Annotated in this window: 12 protein-coding genes; 1 reads left to right on the forward strand and 11 read right to left on the reverse strand. The window is 38.9% G+C overall.

Annotation, left to right across the window (positions count from 1 at the left end):
* Positions 1-9: 9 nt before the first annotated feature.
* The 8 genes from IR083_RS02010 to IR083_RS02045 form a co-directional block, all read right to left on the reverse strand.
* Complete coding sequence (locus IR083_RS02010) at positions 10-1884, reverse strand: TonB-dependent receptor (protein WP_194223057.1); 1875 nt, start codon at positions 1882-1884, stop codon at positions 10-12.
* Positions 1885-1890: 6 nt separating this feature from the next.
* Positions 1891-2532 (reverse strand): hypothetical protein, encoded by a 642-nt coding sequence (locus tag IR083_RS02015; protein WP_194223058.1) that lies wholly within the window; start codon positions 2530-2532, stop codon positions 1891-1893.
* A gap of 308 nt (positions 2533-2840) precedes the next feature.
* Entirely contained in the window at positions 2841-3593 is a 753-nt protein-coding gene (locus IR083_RS02020) for a LytR/AlgR family response regulator transcription factor (protein WP_006797892.1), read from the reverse strand.
* Between the two features lie 5 nt (positions 3594-3598).
* Positions 3599-4612, reverse strand: coding sequence for a sensor histidine kinase (locus tag IR083_RS02025; protein WP_194223059.1), 1014 nt, complete (start codon positions 4610-4612; stop codon positions 3599-3601).
* A 78-nt stretch (positions 4613-4690) separates the two neighbouring features.
* A complete protein-coding gene (locus tag IR083_RS02030) occupies positions 4691-5944 on the reverse strand; it encodes a DUF418 domain-containing protein (RefSeq protein ID WP_006797890.1) in 1254 nt (417 codons plus the stop codon).
* Positions 5945-6531: 587 nt separating this feature from the next.
* Positions 6532-7707: a PepSY-associated TM helix domain-containing protein gene (locus IR083_RS02035; RefSeq protein ID WP_194223060.1), complete on the reverse strand. Its 1176-nt coding sequence runs from the start codon at positions 7705-7707 to the stop codon at positions 6532-6534.
* Entirely contained in the window at positions 7707-10088 is a 2382-nt protein-coding gene (locus IR083_RS02040; RefSeq protein WP_194223061.1) for a TonB-dependent receptor, read from the reverse strand. The genes IR083_RS02035 and IR083_RS02040 overlap by 1 nt, the downstream gene beginning before the upstream one ends.
* 259 nt (positions 10089-10347) lie before the next feature.
* Positions 10348-12141 (reverse strand): glycoside hydrolase family 15 protein, encoded by a 1794-nt coding sequence (locus IR083_RS02045; RefSeq protein WP_194223062.1) that lies wholly within the window; start codon positions 12139-12141, stop codon positions 10348-10350.
* A 205-nt stretch (positions 12142-12346) separates the two neighbouring features.
* Between IR083_RS02045 and IR083_RS02050 the strand changes: the two genes are divergently transcribed.
* Entirely contained in the window at positions 12347-14536 is a 2190-nt protein-coding gene (locus IR083_RS02050; protein ID WP_194223063.1) for a bifunctional alpha,alpha-trehalose-phosphate synthase (UDP-forming)/trehalose-phosphatase, read from the forward strand.
* 50 nt (positions 14537-14586) lie between these two features.
* On the opposite strand, the gene IR083_RS02055 is transcribed toward IR083_RS02050, so the two are convergent.
* From IR083_RS02055 to IR083_RS02065, 3 genes are all read right to left on the reverse strand, one after another.
* On the reverse strand, positions 14587-15702 hold the full coding sequence (locus IR083_RS02055) for a DEAD/DEAH box helicase (protein WP_194223064.1): 1116 nt from the start codon (positions 15700-15702) through the stop codon (positions 14587-14589).
* Positions 15703-15899: 197 nt separating this feature from the next.
* The gene (locus tag IR083_RS02060) at positions 15900-17123 is read right to left on the reverse strand and encodes a DUF4374 domain-containing protein (RefSeq protein ID WP_194223065.1); all 1224 of its coding nucleotides are present in this window, start codon (positions 17121-17123) and stop codon (positions 15900-15902) included.
* A gap of 39 nt (positions 17124-17162) precedes the next feature.
* Positions 17163-19580 (reverse strand): TonB-dependent receptor domain-containing protein, encoded by a 2418-nt coding sequence (locus IR083_RS02065; RefSeq protein WP_194223066.1) that lies wholly within the window; start codon positions 19578-19580, stop codon positions 17163-17165.
* Between the last annotated feature and the right edge of the window lie 226 nt (positions 19581-19806).

The following is a 19806-nucleotide window of genomic DNA, read 5'->3' on the forward strand; positions in this document are numbered from 1 at the left end:
TTTATTGTGTTAAAAATTTAAATTTACGCCACCCATAAATGTAGCACGTGGCATAGGAAAACCAAGCATTGTCTCGTACTTTCTTGCTAATAAGTTATCTCCCTTAGCAAAAACTTCCAGCCATTTCATTGCGCGATAGGATGCACGGGCATCTACTAATGTATAATTGCTCATTTGAGCATTGCTTCCGGTAGAAAGATACAGTTTATCTATAAGTTGTGCACCTGCACTGAATGAAAATTTACCCGGATCGTATGACATACCTGCGTATAGCTTATGTCTCGGGGCACCTGTTATAGGCGTATTCATATGGAGATAACTGTAATTGGTATGCATTCTGAGGTTTTTCAGCAGTTGATAATTGAGGCTGAATTCTATCCCTTTGTTGGCAAACTCACCCACATTCCGATTTTGTGGTCGGCCATCTACTTGAATAGTCTCCACGATGTTATCCCCTTCAGTGTAGAAAAAAGTCAACTCTGTTGACATACGATTGTCAAACAAGCCTTGTGTAATGGAAAGATCGTAGCTCCAGCTACGTTCAGGCAATAAATCTTCATTGGCAGAAGCATACATGTACAATTCGCGCAAATTAGGTGTGCGAAAGCCTTTGGACGCAGAGAATTTCAGGTGTGTATTTTCAGCTGCCTTTACTGAAAAACCGGCTTGTGGTATCCATTCAGTACCATATAACTTATGGTTCTCCAAGCGAATTCCAATATTCAGCATAAATATATCCACTTCTTGTTGAGCAAAGAGGTAGCCGGCTACTTCGTGGAGTTTAATATGGTCGGCATATACTTCTGTTTCAGGATCGCGGTAAGCGTTTCCTCCATATATCTTTGCATCGAATCCTCCTGTTATTGTATTTCCTTTGAACAGGCTTGCCGACTGGTAAATATTCGCGCCTCCCATATAGTCTGTCGAATTGAAAAGAAATGGACGAGGTGTTCCTCCTGCAAAATACCCATCGTTTATTTCATGGTCGCCCCAGCTATAATACAGATTTACAGCTCCACTTGTTTTACCATAATTATTTTCAACAGACAGGCCCGACATACCACGCAATACATCGGCTGTTCCGTCCAGCATAGGCATGCTTTCTGTTCCGGGATTTTGGGATTTAGACTTCGCTATATTTACATTACCTGTAACTTTCCACTCCTCTGTAAGTTCATATCCCAGTTTGGTAAATCCACTGAAAGATTCGAAATCGGAATTAATACGATGCCCGTCGGTACGTTCGTAATTACCGCTTACCACACCAGTAAACCGTCCACTACGGTAACTATCTGTAATGGAATAGCGTTGTGTACCGTAAGAGCCTCCCATCGATCTTGCAGAAAGCCTGTTGCCATCTTCTGTTGCCTTACGGGTTATGATGTTAATAGCTCCTCCCATAGCATTAGATCCATAAAGAATAGATGCCGCACCGCGTGAAACTTCCACACGTTGTGCATCTGATGCAATATAAGCATCAGCCACAGGATGTCCGTAAATAGTAGCATATTGGGGATGCCCGTCTATCAGGATAAGCACGCGCCCGGCTCCTCCGCCGAAACCACGCAGACTGATACCACCTGCCGCACCGGTAGACACTCCGTACCCTGCTATCCCGCGTGATGTTACGAACAGGCTGGGAACATATTTCATCAAAACCGGAAGGAGGTTAGTCTCTTCACTCTGTTCTATTGTTTTACGGTCTACGATACTTATGGGTACTGGAATTATGTTGCGTTGAACAGGTACACGCGAACCTGTTACCACTACTTCATTCAGGGCGTATTTCCTTGTTGATGCAGTATCCGTTACTTGTTGGTTTTGAGCCTGAGCCATAGTTGACAACAGTATGCCGCAAATAATTAGGGTTCGTATTCTTTTCATTATTCTCTATTGATTTCCTTTTTGTTTTTCTAATAATGGCAGTAGTTCTTCTTCAAAAATTTTGTGGCTGACAATGCGGTAATGCGGCGAGTATGCCTTATTGAATATATCGCTATGATGCCCCACATAATTGCCTTTCTCCAGTTTTACATCTATCTCTTCATTGTCTTTTTCATAATCGGGAAGTGAAAGTCCCATCGATTTTATGATTTTTTCAATCTCGCCCCACTCCTGTTTCCAGTCCTCGATAGGAATGGATGTTATCCCATTCACACTTCTCACAAAAGCACTAAGAAATACGTCGTACGGAATGAGCTTATCCTTGATAACGGATAGGTTTACCCGATAAAAATTATGCTGCCAGCCTGTCGGTTCCGCTATTTCTCCCGCAATTGTTGTATAAGAATCCAGTTCATGTTGAAGGTATCTTCCGGCAGCAGTTGTATCATCTATGATATGACCCGGCCCATATCTGTCCTGAAAGAAATGTTTGTAAAGATCTTTCAGTGTCGATTGGGGATATATTTCCATTTGATGACGCACTGATTCCCGTACAGCATTTTCAAAATTATTATTTTGTGCAAAAAATGGCATGGCAAAAAAAGTAAGAATAGATAGTAAGAAAGAGCCTTTGATTTTCTTCTTCATATTTATATGGAATTCTCAATTCTATTTGTTTAGATTTAAATCAATGAATATTAATACAAATATCTATTTTTTTTCTCAAATAATTCTCTACGTTTGACGAATGCGAAAAAAATATTTATAAAAGCGAATAATAGTAAATCTGGAAGAATAAAGTTATCAGAAAGCAGCCTGAGTCAATCTAGTACTCAGGCTGAATTGATATTACATAATGAAAACGAAAAGTGAGCAGACATCAATACTACTCTGTCTATTTCCACTGCATATTTTTGGCATCAGTTTGCTCTACTCTATGTAATATCAATTAAAATCTATTCATTTACTAGCCAGACTTTAAATTCCGAGGCTTTATTCTTACTGATATAAATACGTTCGGGGACTTCTATATCCAGAGTGATCAGCAGGCGATTATCAAACCAGACTGTAATATTCTGTACACTGTTGCGCGCAATAATAAATTGCTTATTAGCCCTCGTAAAATCTGTCGGGTTCAACGATGAATATATCTGTTCCAACGTTTTGGTATATAGATACGAATTACCATTTTTAAGGTATATCCGAGTCGTTTTATCCGTTGTATAAAAACAGGCCACATCATGTAAATCGATGGGGAGCAGTTTGTCATTTACCGGTATCAACAGTTTATCCTTATACCGTGGTTGGGGTGCAAGCTGCATCAATTTCGACAGATATGCGGTAATATCATTACGTGTCCATTTACTCAGTTTCTGTAACGAACGTTTTAGTTCTTCCGGTTTAATTGGTTTAAGCAAATAATCGACGCTGTTTACCTTGAATGCTTCGATAGCATATTCATCATAGGCAGTAGTAAAAACAATCGGAGTTTCTACTTCCATAGCATCAAAGATGGAAAAAGCCGAACCGTCCGATAAGTGAATATCCATGAGTATGAGGTCGGGCGTAGGATTGGAATTTAACCATTTTACAGTTTGACTGATACTCTCCGTATTCCCTACAATTTCTATTGCAGGATCTATCTCATTGAGTATGTCAACAAGATTTTCGTAAGCTGCCGTTTCGTCTTCAACAATCAGTACTTTCATAATGACTATATGATTAATGGTAAATAGACATAATACAGGTCATCCTTATCTACTATCCTGATTTGCTTATTCATGAGTAATAAGAAACGGTTTTCGAGATTTTTAAGTCCTGTTCCGTTTGTTTCAGGAGGTGATAGTTTCGGATATATAGGATTGGTGACAACCAGTTCATCTTGTTCATTCAGGCGGATTGTAACCACCATTTTATGCTCGCTGTCAATCCTGTTGTGAACCACTACATTTTCAATCAAAGGAAGAATTGACAAAACGGGTAATTTACAAGATAATTTTTCCTTATCTACACAGACTTTGAATTCCAGTTTATTGGCAAAACGCACCTCCATCATATAAAAGAATGCATCTACAAACTCTAATTCTTCTTCAAGTGTAACCAGACCTTTTTTATCACTTTGCAATATATACCTGAATACATCCGACATTTTGTTTACGTAGGTCAATGTATTTTCATCATTCTTTTTTCTTATCAGAGCAGTCAGTCCGTTCAACGAATTGAAGAAAAAATGTGGATTTATCTGGTTCATCAATGCATCGTAACGGCTCTGCAAGTTTTCCATTTTAAGTTGTTCTATCTCTTGCTCCTTTTTCCTCTGAACAGAATAGAGCAAATAGGTATGCCCGGTAAAAGTGACTAGAAAGCATACCACAAAAAATTGAAACACTAATATGCTCCCAAAATGAGTTCCTTTGGGATAAACCAGCAAAGTAGTCCCGATAAAAGTAATATAAGCGGCCAAACTGACAATAAAATTATTCCAAAATCGTCTCCTAAACGACTGTGTATTAAACACCTGTACATTAGCCTTGAGCAACGCAAAAATTAATATACAGAAAAAGACATAGCGGACAGCAAAGTAAAGCAGATGATAAGTCCTATCAATTCCCTTTATAAAACCCAATTCCCACGGTAGACAAGCTATATTGGGATAGACAATAAAAACTGCACTGATCAATGTAATCAGTAGCAGTTTAAAAGTTGTATATTTATTTAAAATATTCATTTTATTAAATGATATCCGGATTATAAAAATACTGATGTTATTTGAGTAACTGTTTAAATTCTACCGAAATAATTTTATTTATTTCCTTCTGAATGGTTGCAGTTTCAGATAAGTAGCCGAACGCCAGAGCCATTCAAGAGGTCCATACAAGAAGTGCTTCAGCCAATATTTGCTAAATATGACTTGCATTGCATATATAGCCAATCCTAAAGCAAATAACTCTGTAATTCCCCAGCTGCCAAAAATAGAACCCAATGCCCACATAGAGAATATAAGACAACCGATAACACTTTGCATCTCATAATTAGTGAGTCCCATACGACCATATGGAGTCATCACACTCAGGCATTTTCCAATACCTTTAATCTGGTAAAGTATTATAAATCCCATGACCAAAGCCCCGGAGAATAATACTGTACTAATATTTTCTAAAGCCATTACAGCTAATAAAGCAGGTGATATATCAGCACCCGACCTCATAAGCATCCTTATATCTTGTGGTGGAAATAATCCAACAATCCAGTTTACAACAATAACGGCAAGAACAAATCCTGCAAAAAGGATGAAGTTCCTTTTCTTCTGTATCTCAACCTGTTCAAAGAAGCGCATACGACCAATAATCAATCCTAGGATAAATAATGCCAGTGTAATATATCCACGGCCAAATAAGCCAAATTGATAATTTAATTTTCCCTCCAGCCCTCTTGTCAGGTTATTCTTTGCTGAATTAAGAAAAGAAGGTTTCTCCGTATTTGAAGCTTGCGGACGTACAGCAGGGCGGTTTTCCGAAGTTTGGGCACTGCCCGAATTTGTTGTTTGCTCTACTTTTACCATTTGATTATAACTCGTTGTTAAAATACGGGGAAGGCCTATCAGCAAAAGGGTAATGATAGCAATTAATACCCAATTCTTACACTTATAAAGAAAAACCATTAATACTCCGAATACAGCGTAAATGGATAAAATATCTCCAGTATAAAAACAGTTTCCGATGATTCCGATAATAAAAAGTATAACCATGCGCCACAAGAAACGTTTCCGGAAATCAATCCCTTTTTTAGAAGCTCTGTCCATCTGAATGAAAAAGCTTAGACCGAACAGGAATGCGAAGATATTTATAAACCTTCCCATTATCGCATTTTGCAGTAGCCACCGGAGCGACTCATCTAATTTAGGAAACAAAGGTTCACCTAGGTCCATACCGGAAAATGAAAAAATACCATAATGTTGCCACATATGGGTGAGTATGACTCCCAATAGGGCAAAGCCCCTTAAAGCATCTATGACTGTAATTCTCTGCAAGGATGTGGAAAAAGATTTGTTCTGCTCCATAAGTAATGTTTCACGATCTATGTTGTTTTTTCAGTATAAAAGTAAGATGTTAAAACATTGGTAGTTTTCCGTTTTGTATCAAGACGAAAAATTTAGTCGTAAAGGCGAATTCCTTTTCTTTCTCAATATGGTAGTAGCTTTGTTATGCATTATTATATCTGGCCGGCAGAATCAAAAAGTAACATCTTCATATCTTACATCTTTCTAATATTAACAATATACTTATCACCAGTGACATTTAATTAACCTTTATTTATGATATATAGTTAAAAGGTAACAAAAGTTACACATTTTCAATTTTCAAATTATTAAACCTTGAATCTTTAAATCCTCATCTCATTTTTCAAAGAACTATCTGCTGACAGCTAAAAGCTAATGGCTAATAGCTTACTTTATAGATAAAACGTTAGCAAAAACAAATAACCATTTTCAATATAAGTTTAATCATTGTAAAAAATAAAAGAATAGAATATTTTAATTAAATTATTTATTTGCACAACTAATATAGAATTTATCTAAAATCACAGAAACAAAGGCTGCCTTACTTTTGAGACAGCCCTTGTTTATTTAATGCTGGTTATTCCGTTTTATTTTTCCGCTTTCGACTTCTTTTTCTTTAGCCATATTATAAAACCGGTTACAGGTAAACTGGCTATGATAAAACTTGCCAGAAACATAATTATTTTGCCCGGTAGACCGCCGATTGCCCCGACATGGATATCATAAGTCATACGGTAAAACTTATCCGCATTGGAAGACTCCTCATAACTTATGCCATATATACCGCCACCTTCGAGTTCCTGCAATGAGTTACGGTCAAAAAAGCGGAAATGTCGTTTGTAATACGTCTCATTATTATCAGCCGAATTGAAACAAATGCGGTAAGCACCCGTTTCCCCGATAGGAAAATCAAATATAAATATACCTTGCTCCCCTATTTTGTATTCCTGCTTAACACGTTCCCATAATACTTCGTCCGGATTTGAAAATGAGGATACTAAAGTAGTATCGGACAAAGCCGGAGTCCACTCTTTGAGTTCTTCTCCTCCGGAGATTACATTATAATATGCATTTGAATACCATTTGAAACTCCATGTCAGCCCTGTTAGAGCGAAAATAAGAGCGAACAGAACCGTATAAAACCCCAATACTTTATGTAATTCGTAGAATAACATAAATGATCTGCTTTTCCGCTTTATAGCCAATCCCGCCTTTACAGCCTTTTTCTTCCATTTGCGGGGAATCCACAGCACAATTCCGGTTATTGTCACTATTGCAAATACAACAACTGCCCAGCCCACTATCTGATGCCCTATTGCATAAGGTAGCCAAAGATTGCGGTGACCGGAAAGAATAAAACCGAAAAAGTCGCCACTATAAGTTTGTTCTCCAATATATTCACCCGAATAAGGGTTTAACAGCAGAAGGGTATATCCTTTTTCGCTATGGTTATATGCCACTGTAACGGGCTTGTCTCCTTTATTGTAACTTACTCCGTAGATTGTATTAAGACTATCTCCGGGGATTTTGAAAACATATGGCTCTGCCTTCTCTTTGAGCTGATGGGGTGACAAAAACGGCTTATCTTCCTTTACTACAGATTGCTGTGGCTGAAATATGCCACGAAGTTCTTCCTGAAAAGTATAAATGCAACCGGTGATAGCTATAATAAAAACAATAATCCCTGATATTAAACCAAGCCAAAGGTGCGCCCAATGGCACACCTTACGGAATGAAAAGCTTTTCTTTTGTTTTGTGTTCATTAAAAGTGAAATGAAATATTTCCGATTACCTGTCTTAATTTTTGAGGTTCAACAGTGCTCCAGCCCTTCCAATATTTTTTATCGGTCAGGTTATCCACCTTCAAACCAAAACGGAATGCACCTGTAGAATAAAAAGCGGTGGCATTCAATATCCTATATGCAGGGATAACGAATCGGCCTGTTTCTGCAGTATTAGTTATTGCATTCTCACTTGCATAATTACCACCGAATCCGAATCCAAGACCTTTGGCAACACCATTCTGTATTGTGTAACTTACCCATCCGTTTACTAAGTTTCTGGGGCCTGCGCTTATCTCCCTGCGACCATCAACAGATGGACTTGTCTTTTTGTTTACGCTTTCGTTGTAACTGTATCCGGCGATAATACTAAGACCAGCTATGGGATTAACTGTAAGATCAAATTCCACACCACGGCTATAAACATCTCCGTTCTGAATTGTAAAACCGACTTGATCGGGGTCAGGACGAGTTACATTAGTCACATATATATCATAATAACTCGCTGTACCTACCAGTTTTCCATCAAACAATGATATTTTAATACCTCCCTCTATTTGGTTTGCCTGTTTTGGTTTGAACGTACGGACTGAACCGTCCGGCTGAACCGAAGAACCCACATTTTCAAAACCATTCATATAGTTGGCAAAAATAGAAAGTTTTTCCGGTAATATCTGATAAACGGCCCCAAACTTAGGCGAGAAAGCTGTCTGATTGTAATCGCCTGATGTTTCCCCGCTACTAACATCATAATAACCTTTGTCGTCAAAATAATCGAGCCGTAAACTCGCCATCAATAGAAGCCGGTCGGTAACATTCAATACATCAGAGAAATACACGCTATATGTATTTGCGTTCGAATTTGATTTGGATGGGGTGCTCCCTGATAGCTTGGCATTTACAGCAGCCTCACTCAGATTTGTATAGTTTGGATCGGCTCCGGTACTACTTATTTTATCAAACAATATATAGTTGCTACTACCCTTCGATTTACTGTTGAAATAATCGAATCCAACCACCAGGCGGTTTCTCATATTTCCTATTTTGAAGTCTCCTATAAAATTTTGCTGGATATCGACTGTTGTTCCTGTTGTATTCTGCGAACCGACATACCTGCTCAATGTATCGTCTCTAAGAGGTTGGAGAAACATCACATACGAGTATAAACCTTTCGACTGACGGTTGCTGTATGAAACAGATGTTTGCGACGTCCATTTATCAGATAATTTATATTCCATCATACCAAACAACTTAGTGGTAGGTGTTTTTATTGTTATGTCATTACTTGTAAATGAACGTTTATAATCCATCCCCAATTCATCAGGTGTCTTATATTCCAATTCCCGGCTTCTGTTTAGGAATACCATTAATGGATTTGTACTTTCCGAAGTATAAAATTCAGTATTGACGGTGAATGACAATCTATCGCTTGCTTTATACAGCAAAGACGGAGCAAGAAATACAGACTTTTTAAAACCGGCATCCTGAAAACTATTTTCTGTCTGATAGGCCGCATTTGTCCTTAACAACAATTTCTTGTCCTTGTCTATCGGTGTATTTATATCGGCTGCTATCCGGCTTAGCCCGTAGCTGCCCATAGTATATGATATATCACCGGCAAAATTCTCAAATGGCTTTTTGGTTACAATATTTATTAATCCGCCAAAAGAAACCAAGCTACTGCCAAACAGTGTACCCGAAGGCCCTTTCAAGACTTCTATACGTTCTATATTGGCAGGGTCCAACCCTCCGTTTGTTTGTCCGCCCAGACCATTTACCATTGTGGGCTGAACAGCAAATCCCCTTAACGAGAAATAGGCAGCGCCATCGCCACCGCGTCCTGTAGAGGACCAGAGCTTATCAATTCCCGAGCTATTTTTAAGAGCATCATCAAAATTGACAATTATCTGCTCTTTTATCAGGTCCTTACCAATTACAGAATATACCTGCGGATTTTCCAGATTTTTGAGCGGGAGTCTGGCTATGTATTCAGATTCCTTGTTCGAGAATCTGTTCACCGCAGCTTCAACAACTACTTCGGTTAATTCATGCGCCTTTTCGGTCAATACAATATTGAACGTATTTTCTCCCCGTTTTAGGTTTACGGCCGATTTATACGACTTATGATCCAATGAAGATACAACAAGCATATATTGGCCTATTGACCCGCTGAAACGGAATTTTCCATTCTCATCACTTAAAGCCCCATAATGAGTACCTTCAATCGAAACGGATACATTCTCCAAGGGTATCTTATCAGGAGATACAACTGTGCCCGATACAGTAGAACGGATATTCTGGGCATGTATAGATATACTGGTTATAAATAGCATAACCATGAAACAAAATCGCAAAGTTTTCATCGCTTAATTTAAAATGTCAATTTGTGAAATAAAATTGACACAAACCTACGATAATGACACATTCCATACAATCACCATATATAATTATATATATACCATTTAATACCAAATTATAGTGATACCAAAAACGAAAAATTAAATTAAAGGGATAAATGTGGCAATAACATATATAACAAAGAAAATAGCGTATATAATAACAGCAAGAACATTGACCTGATCTTATCGCGTACGAAATTATCTCTTATACAATTATTATAAATCACGCCCTGACAAATTTAGAGAATGGACGCTCATCTGAGAACAACAATGCCGTGTTTATTAATGCCAGATGCGAATAAGCCTGTGGAAAATTACCCAACTGCCTCTTCGTATCAAAATCCAAATCTTCACTGAATAAACCCAAGTGATTTGAATATGTAAGTAATTCATTGAATATCTTCAACGCTTCATCTTTCTCTCCTGTAACATACAATGCACGTATCAGCCAGAATGTACAAATAGTGAAAGAAGAAGACGGTAAACCAAAATCATCCTTATTCTTATAACGGTACATCAACCCGTTGTGAAAAAGCTCTTCTTTTATTTTCTTCACGGTTTTGATAAATTTCTCATTATCCGGTTCAATAAATCCGTACTGTTCCATTAGCAAAAGAGAAGAATCTACATCACAATTATCGTAAGCCTGCGTAAAACTCTGTATATCTTCATTCCATCCATTTGTTAAAACATCGTTTTTTATAAGCTCAGCCTGCTCTTTCCATTCCATCTCATACTCAGGCATATTCAGGAAAGTGGCAATACTAACAGCCCTATCCAGTGCTACCCAGCACATTACTTTCGAAAACACGAAATGCTTTTCCGTATTCCGGAATTCCCAGATACTCTGGTCGGTATTCCGCCATTCTACAGTTACCGTTTTAACGATAGTTTTCACGACTTCCCACATCTCCTCAATTTCGTCCAAAGTACCCGGAAAATGGATATAATAGTTGTAGATAACATCCATAAGATATCCTAACGAATCGTTTTGCCGCTGATTATAAGCCGCATTTCCTATCCTTACAGGCTGAGAATTCTCATATCCTGACAAATGCTCCAGTATTTCTTCCCGGAGAATGCGGTTGCCATCTATCGCGTACATAATCTGGAAAGAATCAGATTTGGATTTCAATATTCTTTTTATGAATCCCATAAATCGCTTTGCGGAAGCCTGATGTCCCATTTTCAGCAAGGTTTCTATCGACATGGAAGCATCCCTTATCCAACAAAAGCGATAGTCCCAGTTGCGCACCTCACCAATCGTTTCGGGCATACTGGTCGTCAGAGCGGCGATTACCGCCCCTGAATCCTGAGTAGACATCAATTTCAATATCAATAAACTACGGGATATAACATCATTGTACTGAACAAATTTACGGGACCGGCTATTCCAGTTGAGCCAGTAGACTTTGGTCCGCTGGTATTCGAGATAAACCCGGTCGATATCTATGGAGACAAGTTTTTGACTGTATGATAACATCAGAAACTCCTCTTTTTCGAGTATCATTTCTTCTTCATTAAGTATCGTATCAAAATCAATACTCGAATACAGATACATATTATCCTTTACATTCTCGCATGAAGATGTTTTTATGCAATCCTCAAATTTACGATGAACGGCTGTTTCTTTTGCATAATTCATTACAGGTTCATATTTGACTCGGAAACGCGGCTTGCCTCCAATTAAGCGGATATAACGGTAAACCTCAGCAGGAAAAAAGTAATCCATTTGCATAGTCCTATATCTGGGCATAAAATCAAGTACTTCGAAACTTCCTTCTTCCGAGACGAATCTTGTACAAAGAATATTAGTCCCTCTCAGATATTGCTGAGAACATTTATAATCTTCTGATACTATGAAAGCTAAACTTCCTCCCGATTTTTCATCCAGAATTTTAGAAAATACCGATGGTGAATCAAAATTAGGTACACAGAACCAATCTATGCTTCCATTTTCAGATACTAATGCCGCCGATTTACAATTCCCTATAACTCCGTAATTCAGATTATTCATGTTTTATTTTTTTTGTTCAGTCTTTATGCCGTTCTTTATGTTACAATATAGCCTTTGTTTGAACCAAATACGTTATTTTTCTGTTCTAATTAGTATTAATTCACATTTTTGCTATCATTTATTTCTTCCCTTGTCCCGGAAGAAATGCATTGTCAGGAATATCTCCGGATACTCCGTCAACTTTTAATTATTAAAAATCAAAAAGATGAAACTTATTATTATATCTAACAGGTTACCACTCAAAATAGTTGAAAAAAATAACATATATAAAGTAATATCCAGTCCGGGAGGATTGTCTACAGGCCTCGATTCTTTGGAAATGAAGATGGAAAAACACTGGATCGGCTGGCCGGGAATGTACCTCGAGGATTGTAAAGAAAAAGAAATTATAGATAACCAGCTCGAAGGGCAAAACTTCCATCCGGTGTATTTATCCCCGGAGCAAATAGAAAACTACTACGAGGGATACAGCAATAGTGTACTTTGGCCGCTCTGCCATTATTTCTCCAACTATATGCATTATGAAAACAAATACTGGGAGACTTATAAAGAGGTAAATAATTTATTTTGTGAAGCGGCTCTGAATATTATAGAACCGGGAGATATTGTATGGATACAGGATTATCAGTTGATGTTATTGCCCAAAATGATACGGGATAAAGTATCCGATATCAGCATCGGGTATTTCCATCATATTCCTTTCCCTTCTTACGAACTGTTTCGTGGTTTGCCCGAAAGAGCTGAAATACTGAACGGACTACTGGGCGCAGATTTAGTGGCGTTTCATACTCACAGCTATATGCGCCACTTCATAAGTGCTATTTACAGGGTATTGAAACTGGATTGTAACCTGGATGAAATACAAATGGACAGGCGTGTAGTCGATGTAGATGCCTTCCCTATGGGCATCAACTATGATATATTTCACAATGCTTTATTAGATCCCGATATAAACAAAAATGCAGAAGAGCTGAGAGCCAGCTTCGGCACAGGTAAGCTAATCTTATCTGTAGACAGATTAGACTACAGTAAGGGAATTATGATCCGGCTCAAAAGCTTTGAAGAGTTTCTGGACAATCATCCTGAATATGCAGGTAAAGTTTCATTGGTAATGATTGTAGCCCCTTCCCGCGACAATGTGGATATTTATGCCGAACTAAAGAAGGATATAGATATGAAAGTGGGAGCAATCAATGGAAAACATTCAACGATCGACTGGACTCCTGTTTATTATTTTTACCGGGCATTCAATTTCGAGGAACTGGCTGCCCTTTACCATATAGCAGATATAGCTCTGGTAACCCCGCTACGGGACGGTATGAATCTTGTTGCCAAAGAATATCTGGCGACCAAAAGAAATGAGCCGGGCGTTCTTATTCTGAGTGAAATGGCAGGCGCTTCTATAGAATTATCTGATGCCATTATAGTGAACCCTACAGATACCAAAGAGATAGAGAATGCAATAGCACAGGCGTTGGAGATGCCTGTTAATGAACAGTTAGAAACGATAGCATCTATGCAGGAAATCATATCTACCCAAACAGTCAATCAATGGGCTAAGGATTTCATAGAAGAACTGACCGACATAAAATCTAAAAATGATGCACTGCAACAAAAGATAGTTGAAAAAACGAACTTTGATATTATTAAACAAGCATATGATAAAGCTCAAAACAGGCTGATTATACTCGACTATGACGGAACGTTGTCGCCATTCAGAAAAGAGCCGATGCAAGCATATCCGACACCCGACCTGCTCAAAATACTGGAAGAGTTAAGCACCTATGCGGGAAATCATCTAGTCATAAGTAGCGGACGCGACAAGCAAACTCTCGATAAATGGCTTGGGCATCTGCCAATAGGACTGGCAGCCGAACATGGCGCCTTTTACCGGGAAGAAGGGATATGGTATCAAACCGCCCAGAAAGTAGAATGGGATGAGGAGATACCAAACATAATCAAACAAACTGTAAAAAGAACTCCGCGTTCGAAAATGGAAGTAAAAGATACGGCACTGGTGTGGCACTACCGCAATGTAGACATCTGGCTTGCAGACCTGCGTGTTACGCAACTTATCAATGCGTTATTAAACCCTTGTGCCCGTCACAATTTGCAGATAATGAAAGGCAATAAGATAGTAGAAGTAAAATCCGGCGATATCAGCAAAGGTTCAGAAGCCAAGAGATTGATAGAAAAAGGAAGCTACGACTTCATAATGGCTATAGGAGATGATACCACCGATGAAGAAATGTTTCTGGCATTACCACAAGATGCGATAACAATTAAAGTTGGCCAGAGTTCCAATGCAGCATTATACAACCTGCCGACACAGGAACAAACCGTATCATTCCTGAATAAACTAATGGAGAAAAAAAGACCGGTTACATCTAAGTAGCCAGTCCTGATCTTTAGTTTTATCTACGGACTCCTGTCCGGAAATACATTTTAAATAGCTATAGGCAATACTTTACCTGTCAGCTTTTGAATATCTTTAAGCATCGGACGTTCATCCTCAGCACAGAATGTAAGAGCCGTACCACTATGACCCGCCCTTCCTGTACGTCCTATACGGTGCACATAGGTTTCAGGGACATCAGGCAAATCATAATTGATAACCAGTTCCAACTGATTGACATCTATTCCGCGGGCAGCAATATCAGTAGCAATAAGTACGCGGGTCTTATGCGATTTGAAATTAGCTAATGCTCTTTGACGGGCATTCTGCGATTTGTTCCCATGAATGGCTTCACTACCAATTCCCGCTTTACATAGCAGACGTGCTATCTTATCGGCTCCATGCTTTGTACGGGAAAATACCAGAACCGATTGTTTCTTATCTTTTTTCAGTAAGTTGATAAGCAAATCTTTCTTATCCTGTTTTTCTACAAAGTAAACACTTTGCTCGATCACATCCACCACGGACGAAACGGGAGCGACTTCCACCCTGACAGGATTCCTTAATATAGAACGTGAAAGTGCAGCTATAGCCGGAGGCATTGTAGCCGAGAAGAACAGAGTCTGCTTATCCTTTGGCAGTTTGGGCAATAAACGCTTTATATCATGTATAAAGCCCATATCCAGCATCCGGTCTGCTTCATCGAGTACAAAGTGAGTTATAGCATTCAGGCTTACAAAGCCCTGATTCATTAAGTCCAGTAACCGTCCGGGCGTAGCAACGAGGATGTCGATGCCTTTATGCAGCTCATCTGTCTGGGCCTTTTGCTTCACACCTCCGAATATCACACAATGGCGTAATCCTGTGTACAGGGTATATTCCCTGATGCAATCGTTAATCTGAATTGCAAGTTCACGGGTGGGGGTGATAATCAACGCCCTTATTTCTCTTTTCCTTCCGCTTATTTTATTCTGATATAAATGTTGTATAATCGGAATTGAGAATGCTGCCGTTTTACCTGTTCCGGTCTGCGCCAGGCCAAGCATATCTTGATTTTTGAGAACTACGGGGATTGCATCTTCTTGTATAGGTGTAGGATTTGTATATCCTTTTTCTTGCAGAGCCCTTAATATCGGCTCTATGATATTTAATTCTTGAAATGTCATCTAATATTCAGTCTGCTCTCTTAGCAGTCATCTTTAATTTATTAATGTGCAAAATCGTGGGGGAAATAATCACAGGATAGAACCGACACAAATTGTTTTGCGCCACAAAGGTAAGACTAATAATCGATTTAACAACATAAACCTGATTTATTCACCGATATCTCAGGTTCATCGGATCAGAAAGATCAAACAATATTTCAATTAAGTTTGAAAAAGCCACCGACAAAATTAGTAGAAACTTTAGCTCCCCGCTCCGCTGTTGCCACTTTAGGATCGATACGATAAATATAGACGCCTTCATCCTTCACCTTTACGGGGAAATAAACGTATCCACCGTCAACCAAGACAGAAAAGCGGCGTCCTCCATCCCCGTCATGTACAGGAATCTCCGGTATTTTTTTAAATGACTGGTTGTTCAGATCTATTATATAGCATGCCAGTGATTTATCTCCCCATCTGTCATTTGCTGTCTGGGGATTAATGGTACTAACCTCGGCGAATACCAGACCGTCACCAATATACTTTACATGAGCAGGTTTCAAGCCTCCCGACTTAGTCTCGAAATCAAAGAAATAATCATCGAATTCTGTCGTACCTTCCGGTATACGCAAGAATCCGGCTTTCTTCGTGCTCTGTGAATATCCGTTGGCAATGGCAGAATTAGACATGATGTACATATCACCCGATTCTACCTTGAATATACCGTTATGCGCATACCACGATCCGGCCGGCCCCGTACGCGTATCCTTCATTACTTTATCCAATGTCATTTCGGGGTAAGAATATACAGCGACATAAGTAGTATCGGTATATTTGGTTTCATACGTCTTCGGATTCATATGGAAGTAAGTCATGTAAATCTTATTACCGCTCATACACAAGCCTGTAATACTCGGCCATTCGAATTGGGAAATAGGCGCTATCGAAGCAGTCTTACGACTGGAAATAGCAACACTGTTAATATCAACATTATAAAATGTTATATTGCTTCCCTCCTCGGCATTACCGGGAATCTCTACTCCCATCATACTATTATTGTCAATCTGTGTAAAAGCACTAAGGGACTGATTGAAGGTGAATTCACCTTTTTCAAATAAGTAACCATCCCCTCCCCTTACTACTCCGGTAGTATTAGTAACTCCAAGACCGCCTATACAAAAAATAGTTTGATTGCCTTGCTCATAATCATGGAATCCGCTTTGCTCTATCCCTTTCCCTACGGCATTGATATTCCCCGACATCAGGTCTTCCGCTGTAACGAGATAATAGGCAGTTGTACCACCGGATGTAATACCCAAACTGAGGACATAAGGCGCAAAAGGTATTTCTTCAGTTCCAAATTCATCACCGTCGCATGCCGAAGCAAATAAGACGATGCATCCTATAATTATATATGCTGTAATTTTATTTATATATTTCATGCTCGTTTTCATTAAGTAGATCTGATTGTATAGTTTAGTTTATTTCAGGAAATAACGGAATTTCAGATTAAATGCCCTACCCGGCTTCTGTAATCTGTAGTTATCATATAATTTTTCATCCGTGAAATTCGTACATTCCAGCATAACGCTATAACGCCCGTTCTGCATCGTGTAGCCCAGGGAGATATCATGCGAAGTCTGTTCGGGAATTACATCTTTGGTCGACTTTGCCCCAAGACCGGGAAAAGACAGATAATACTTCCACATATAATTGATCGAATAGTCTAAAGACAATTCTGAATCTTTTAGCCCTATATTCTGAAACTGCACGCCTATATCTCCATGACCGAAAAAGTACGGGATATTAGGCAGGCGACGCTTATAATTGAGATTCTCGGATTTTCCGTTTCCTACATAAGTGCCTGTATTCTCTTCATACTTCTGATTATCCTTTATGTCCTGATAAGTCAGATTAGCTCCCGCATGAAGGCGGTTTTTCCATTGATACTTTATTCCGCCCTCTACACCTTTGGTAAGAACTTTCCCCATATTTTTATAACCGGTAACAGCCGAGGCTTCTGTCAGGTCCTTTAATATAAAGTCTTTCGTATCCCTGTATATAAAGTTACCTTCGAGGAAGATAGTATGTTCTTTTAAATTCTGTTCGAATATAAAACCAAGATTCGCATTATTACTACTCTCCGGTTTCAGATCGGGATTACGCAACTGATTAAGTCCGTCACCGAACATTTCGGTGCTTTCCGGCAAGCGGTAGGCCTTTTCATAAGAAAGTTTAGCCTGTAATTTGGGTAAAATAAAATAAGTAAATGCAGCACCGTATCCAACATTTGTTTTATCATCATCTACCTTATCAAGCCTTTCATCTTCTTTATACTGGTTTATTATCTTATAGGTAGAACTGCTTGTAGTGTATAATTTAGTGAAGACATTGGCATTCCATCTGTCATATTTTACCTGCCAGCCCAGACCTGTTATATTCTTCGTCAACTTTTGAGGTATCTTGTTCGATTCATTGTCAGGATCGACCTTATCATGAATTTTCCGGTTTAAAGATGAAAACACATGATTGAGTGTAACAGACTGATGATTATCTATCATATAGCTGATATTGGCATTGGCGACCCACTCCCTATTCCTTATTTTGGAATCGGTATAGGAATTAGTTCCCCGTTCGCCCTTTGTATCGGAAGGCTCCCATTCGCCCAGCCAATTATAGTTACGCGCCAGAGTATCTGTGCTGAATGAGTTGACCATACTGTATGCTCCATAGAATGAAGCGGATAAGCCTTCAACAAACAGATCATCCTTTTTGTAGCGGATAGACGGTATCATCGACTCACTTTTGGATTTTACGCCACCGTATACAGCATCTATCACAGCACCGGTTTGTACATCTTTATCGTTCTTGGAAAGTATTACTCCGGCTAATAAATAATCAGCATATGATTTATTGGTTATCCCTGTTTCAAATTTTATCCCCATCGACTGATAATCGTCATGGAAACGTTTCACCCATCGTTCTTCGATTGTTTTTCCGTTATTCAAATCCTTAATAGGAGCGAATACCTTATAGTCGTTATCCGAGTAATTGAAGAATGTATTGGCGCGGACGGTATAGCCTGTTTTCAGGTCAGTATATGCTCCATTCAGGGATATCCGGTGCGTATTGAATGACCCGATAGAGTATGATGCGTCCAGATAGTTGGCATCTTTGCGACTGATAATATTCACCGCTCCGCCCAAGGCATCGGCGCCTAGGCTTACAGGCAGGACACCTTTATAAACTTCGATACGTTCTGCCATATTCACAGAGATATTACTCAGATTGAACGAAGAGCCGAAGTTATCCATCGGAATCCCATCCAGAAAGAATTTCACCTGATTTCCTGAAAAGCCATTGAGACTGAAGTTGTAGTTAGACCCTACTCCTCCGTCTTCCCGGATACGGACACTTGAGATATTGCTCAGCATCTTACTCAGAGGGGCTACAGTATTGTATGACTTTTTAAGGTCGACCACAGTTATAGCATAGGCCTGCTCCTGCTTCTGGCGGGCTTCGGTTTTCCCTTCTACAGCTACTTCATGTAATTCTACGGAATTGTCTATTTCAATATCAGGGACACGGGTAGTTTTACCCGGCTCAACCAATACATTTACTCTGATCGTCTTTGTCCCCACTCCCGATACTACAATAATTCGATTTCCTGATGGAACATTGACCAGCTTGAAATCTCCTTTTTCATCTGTATATTCACCAATTGTGGTTCCTTCTACCGATATAGCTATCGAATAAACAGCTTTTTTCTGTGAATCTGTTACACGTCCGGTGATAGTTCCACTTTTTGATTGTTGGGCCGATATATTTAATGTATTGCTTATAAAAAACAATAAAAGCAAGGAGCATAAAAAGTTAGCTCCGGATAGTTTATTACTCATTGTTGTTGTTAGAGTCTGTTTTAATTTATGTGCGAATATCATTTCTGAAAGAATTTATCTTTCATTTTCGAACGCGTAAAAGTAATATACAGCCTCTCTCCTCACAATCACCACAAATAGGTATTTATAGTGCATTTAATACCTAAATAGTATGAGTATTTATTATGAGTAAATTTCAGTACTAACATCTATTTAACAACAAGTTAACTCCGATCTAAATATTATA

The sequence above is a fragment of the Dysgonomonas sp. GY75 genome (genome assembly GCF_015234155.1).
Lineage (GTDB): Bacteria > Bacteroidota > Bacteroidia > Bacteroidales > Dysgonomonadaceae > Dysgonomonas > Dysgonomonas gadei.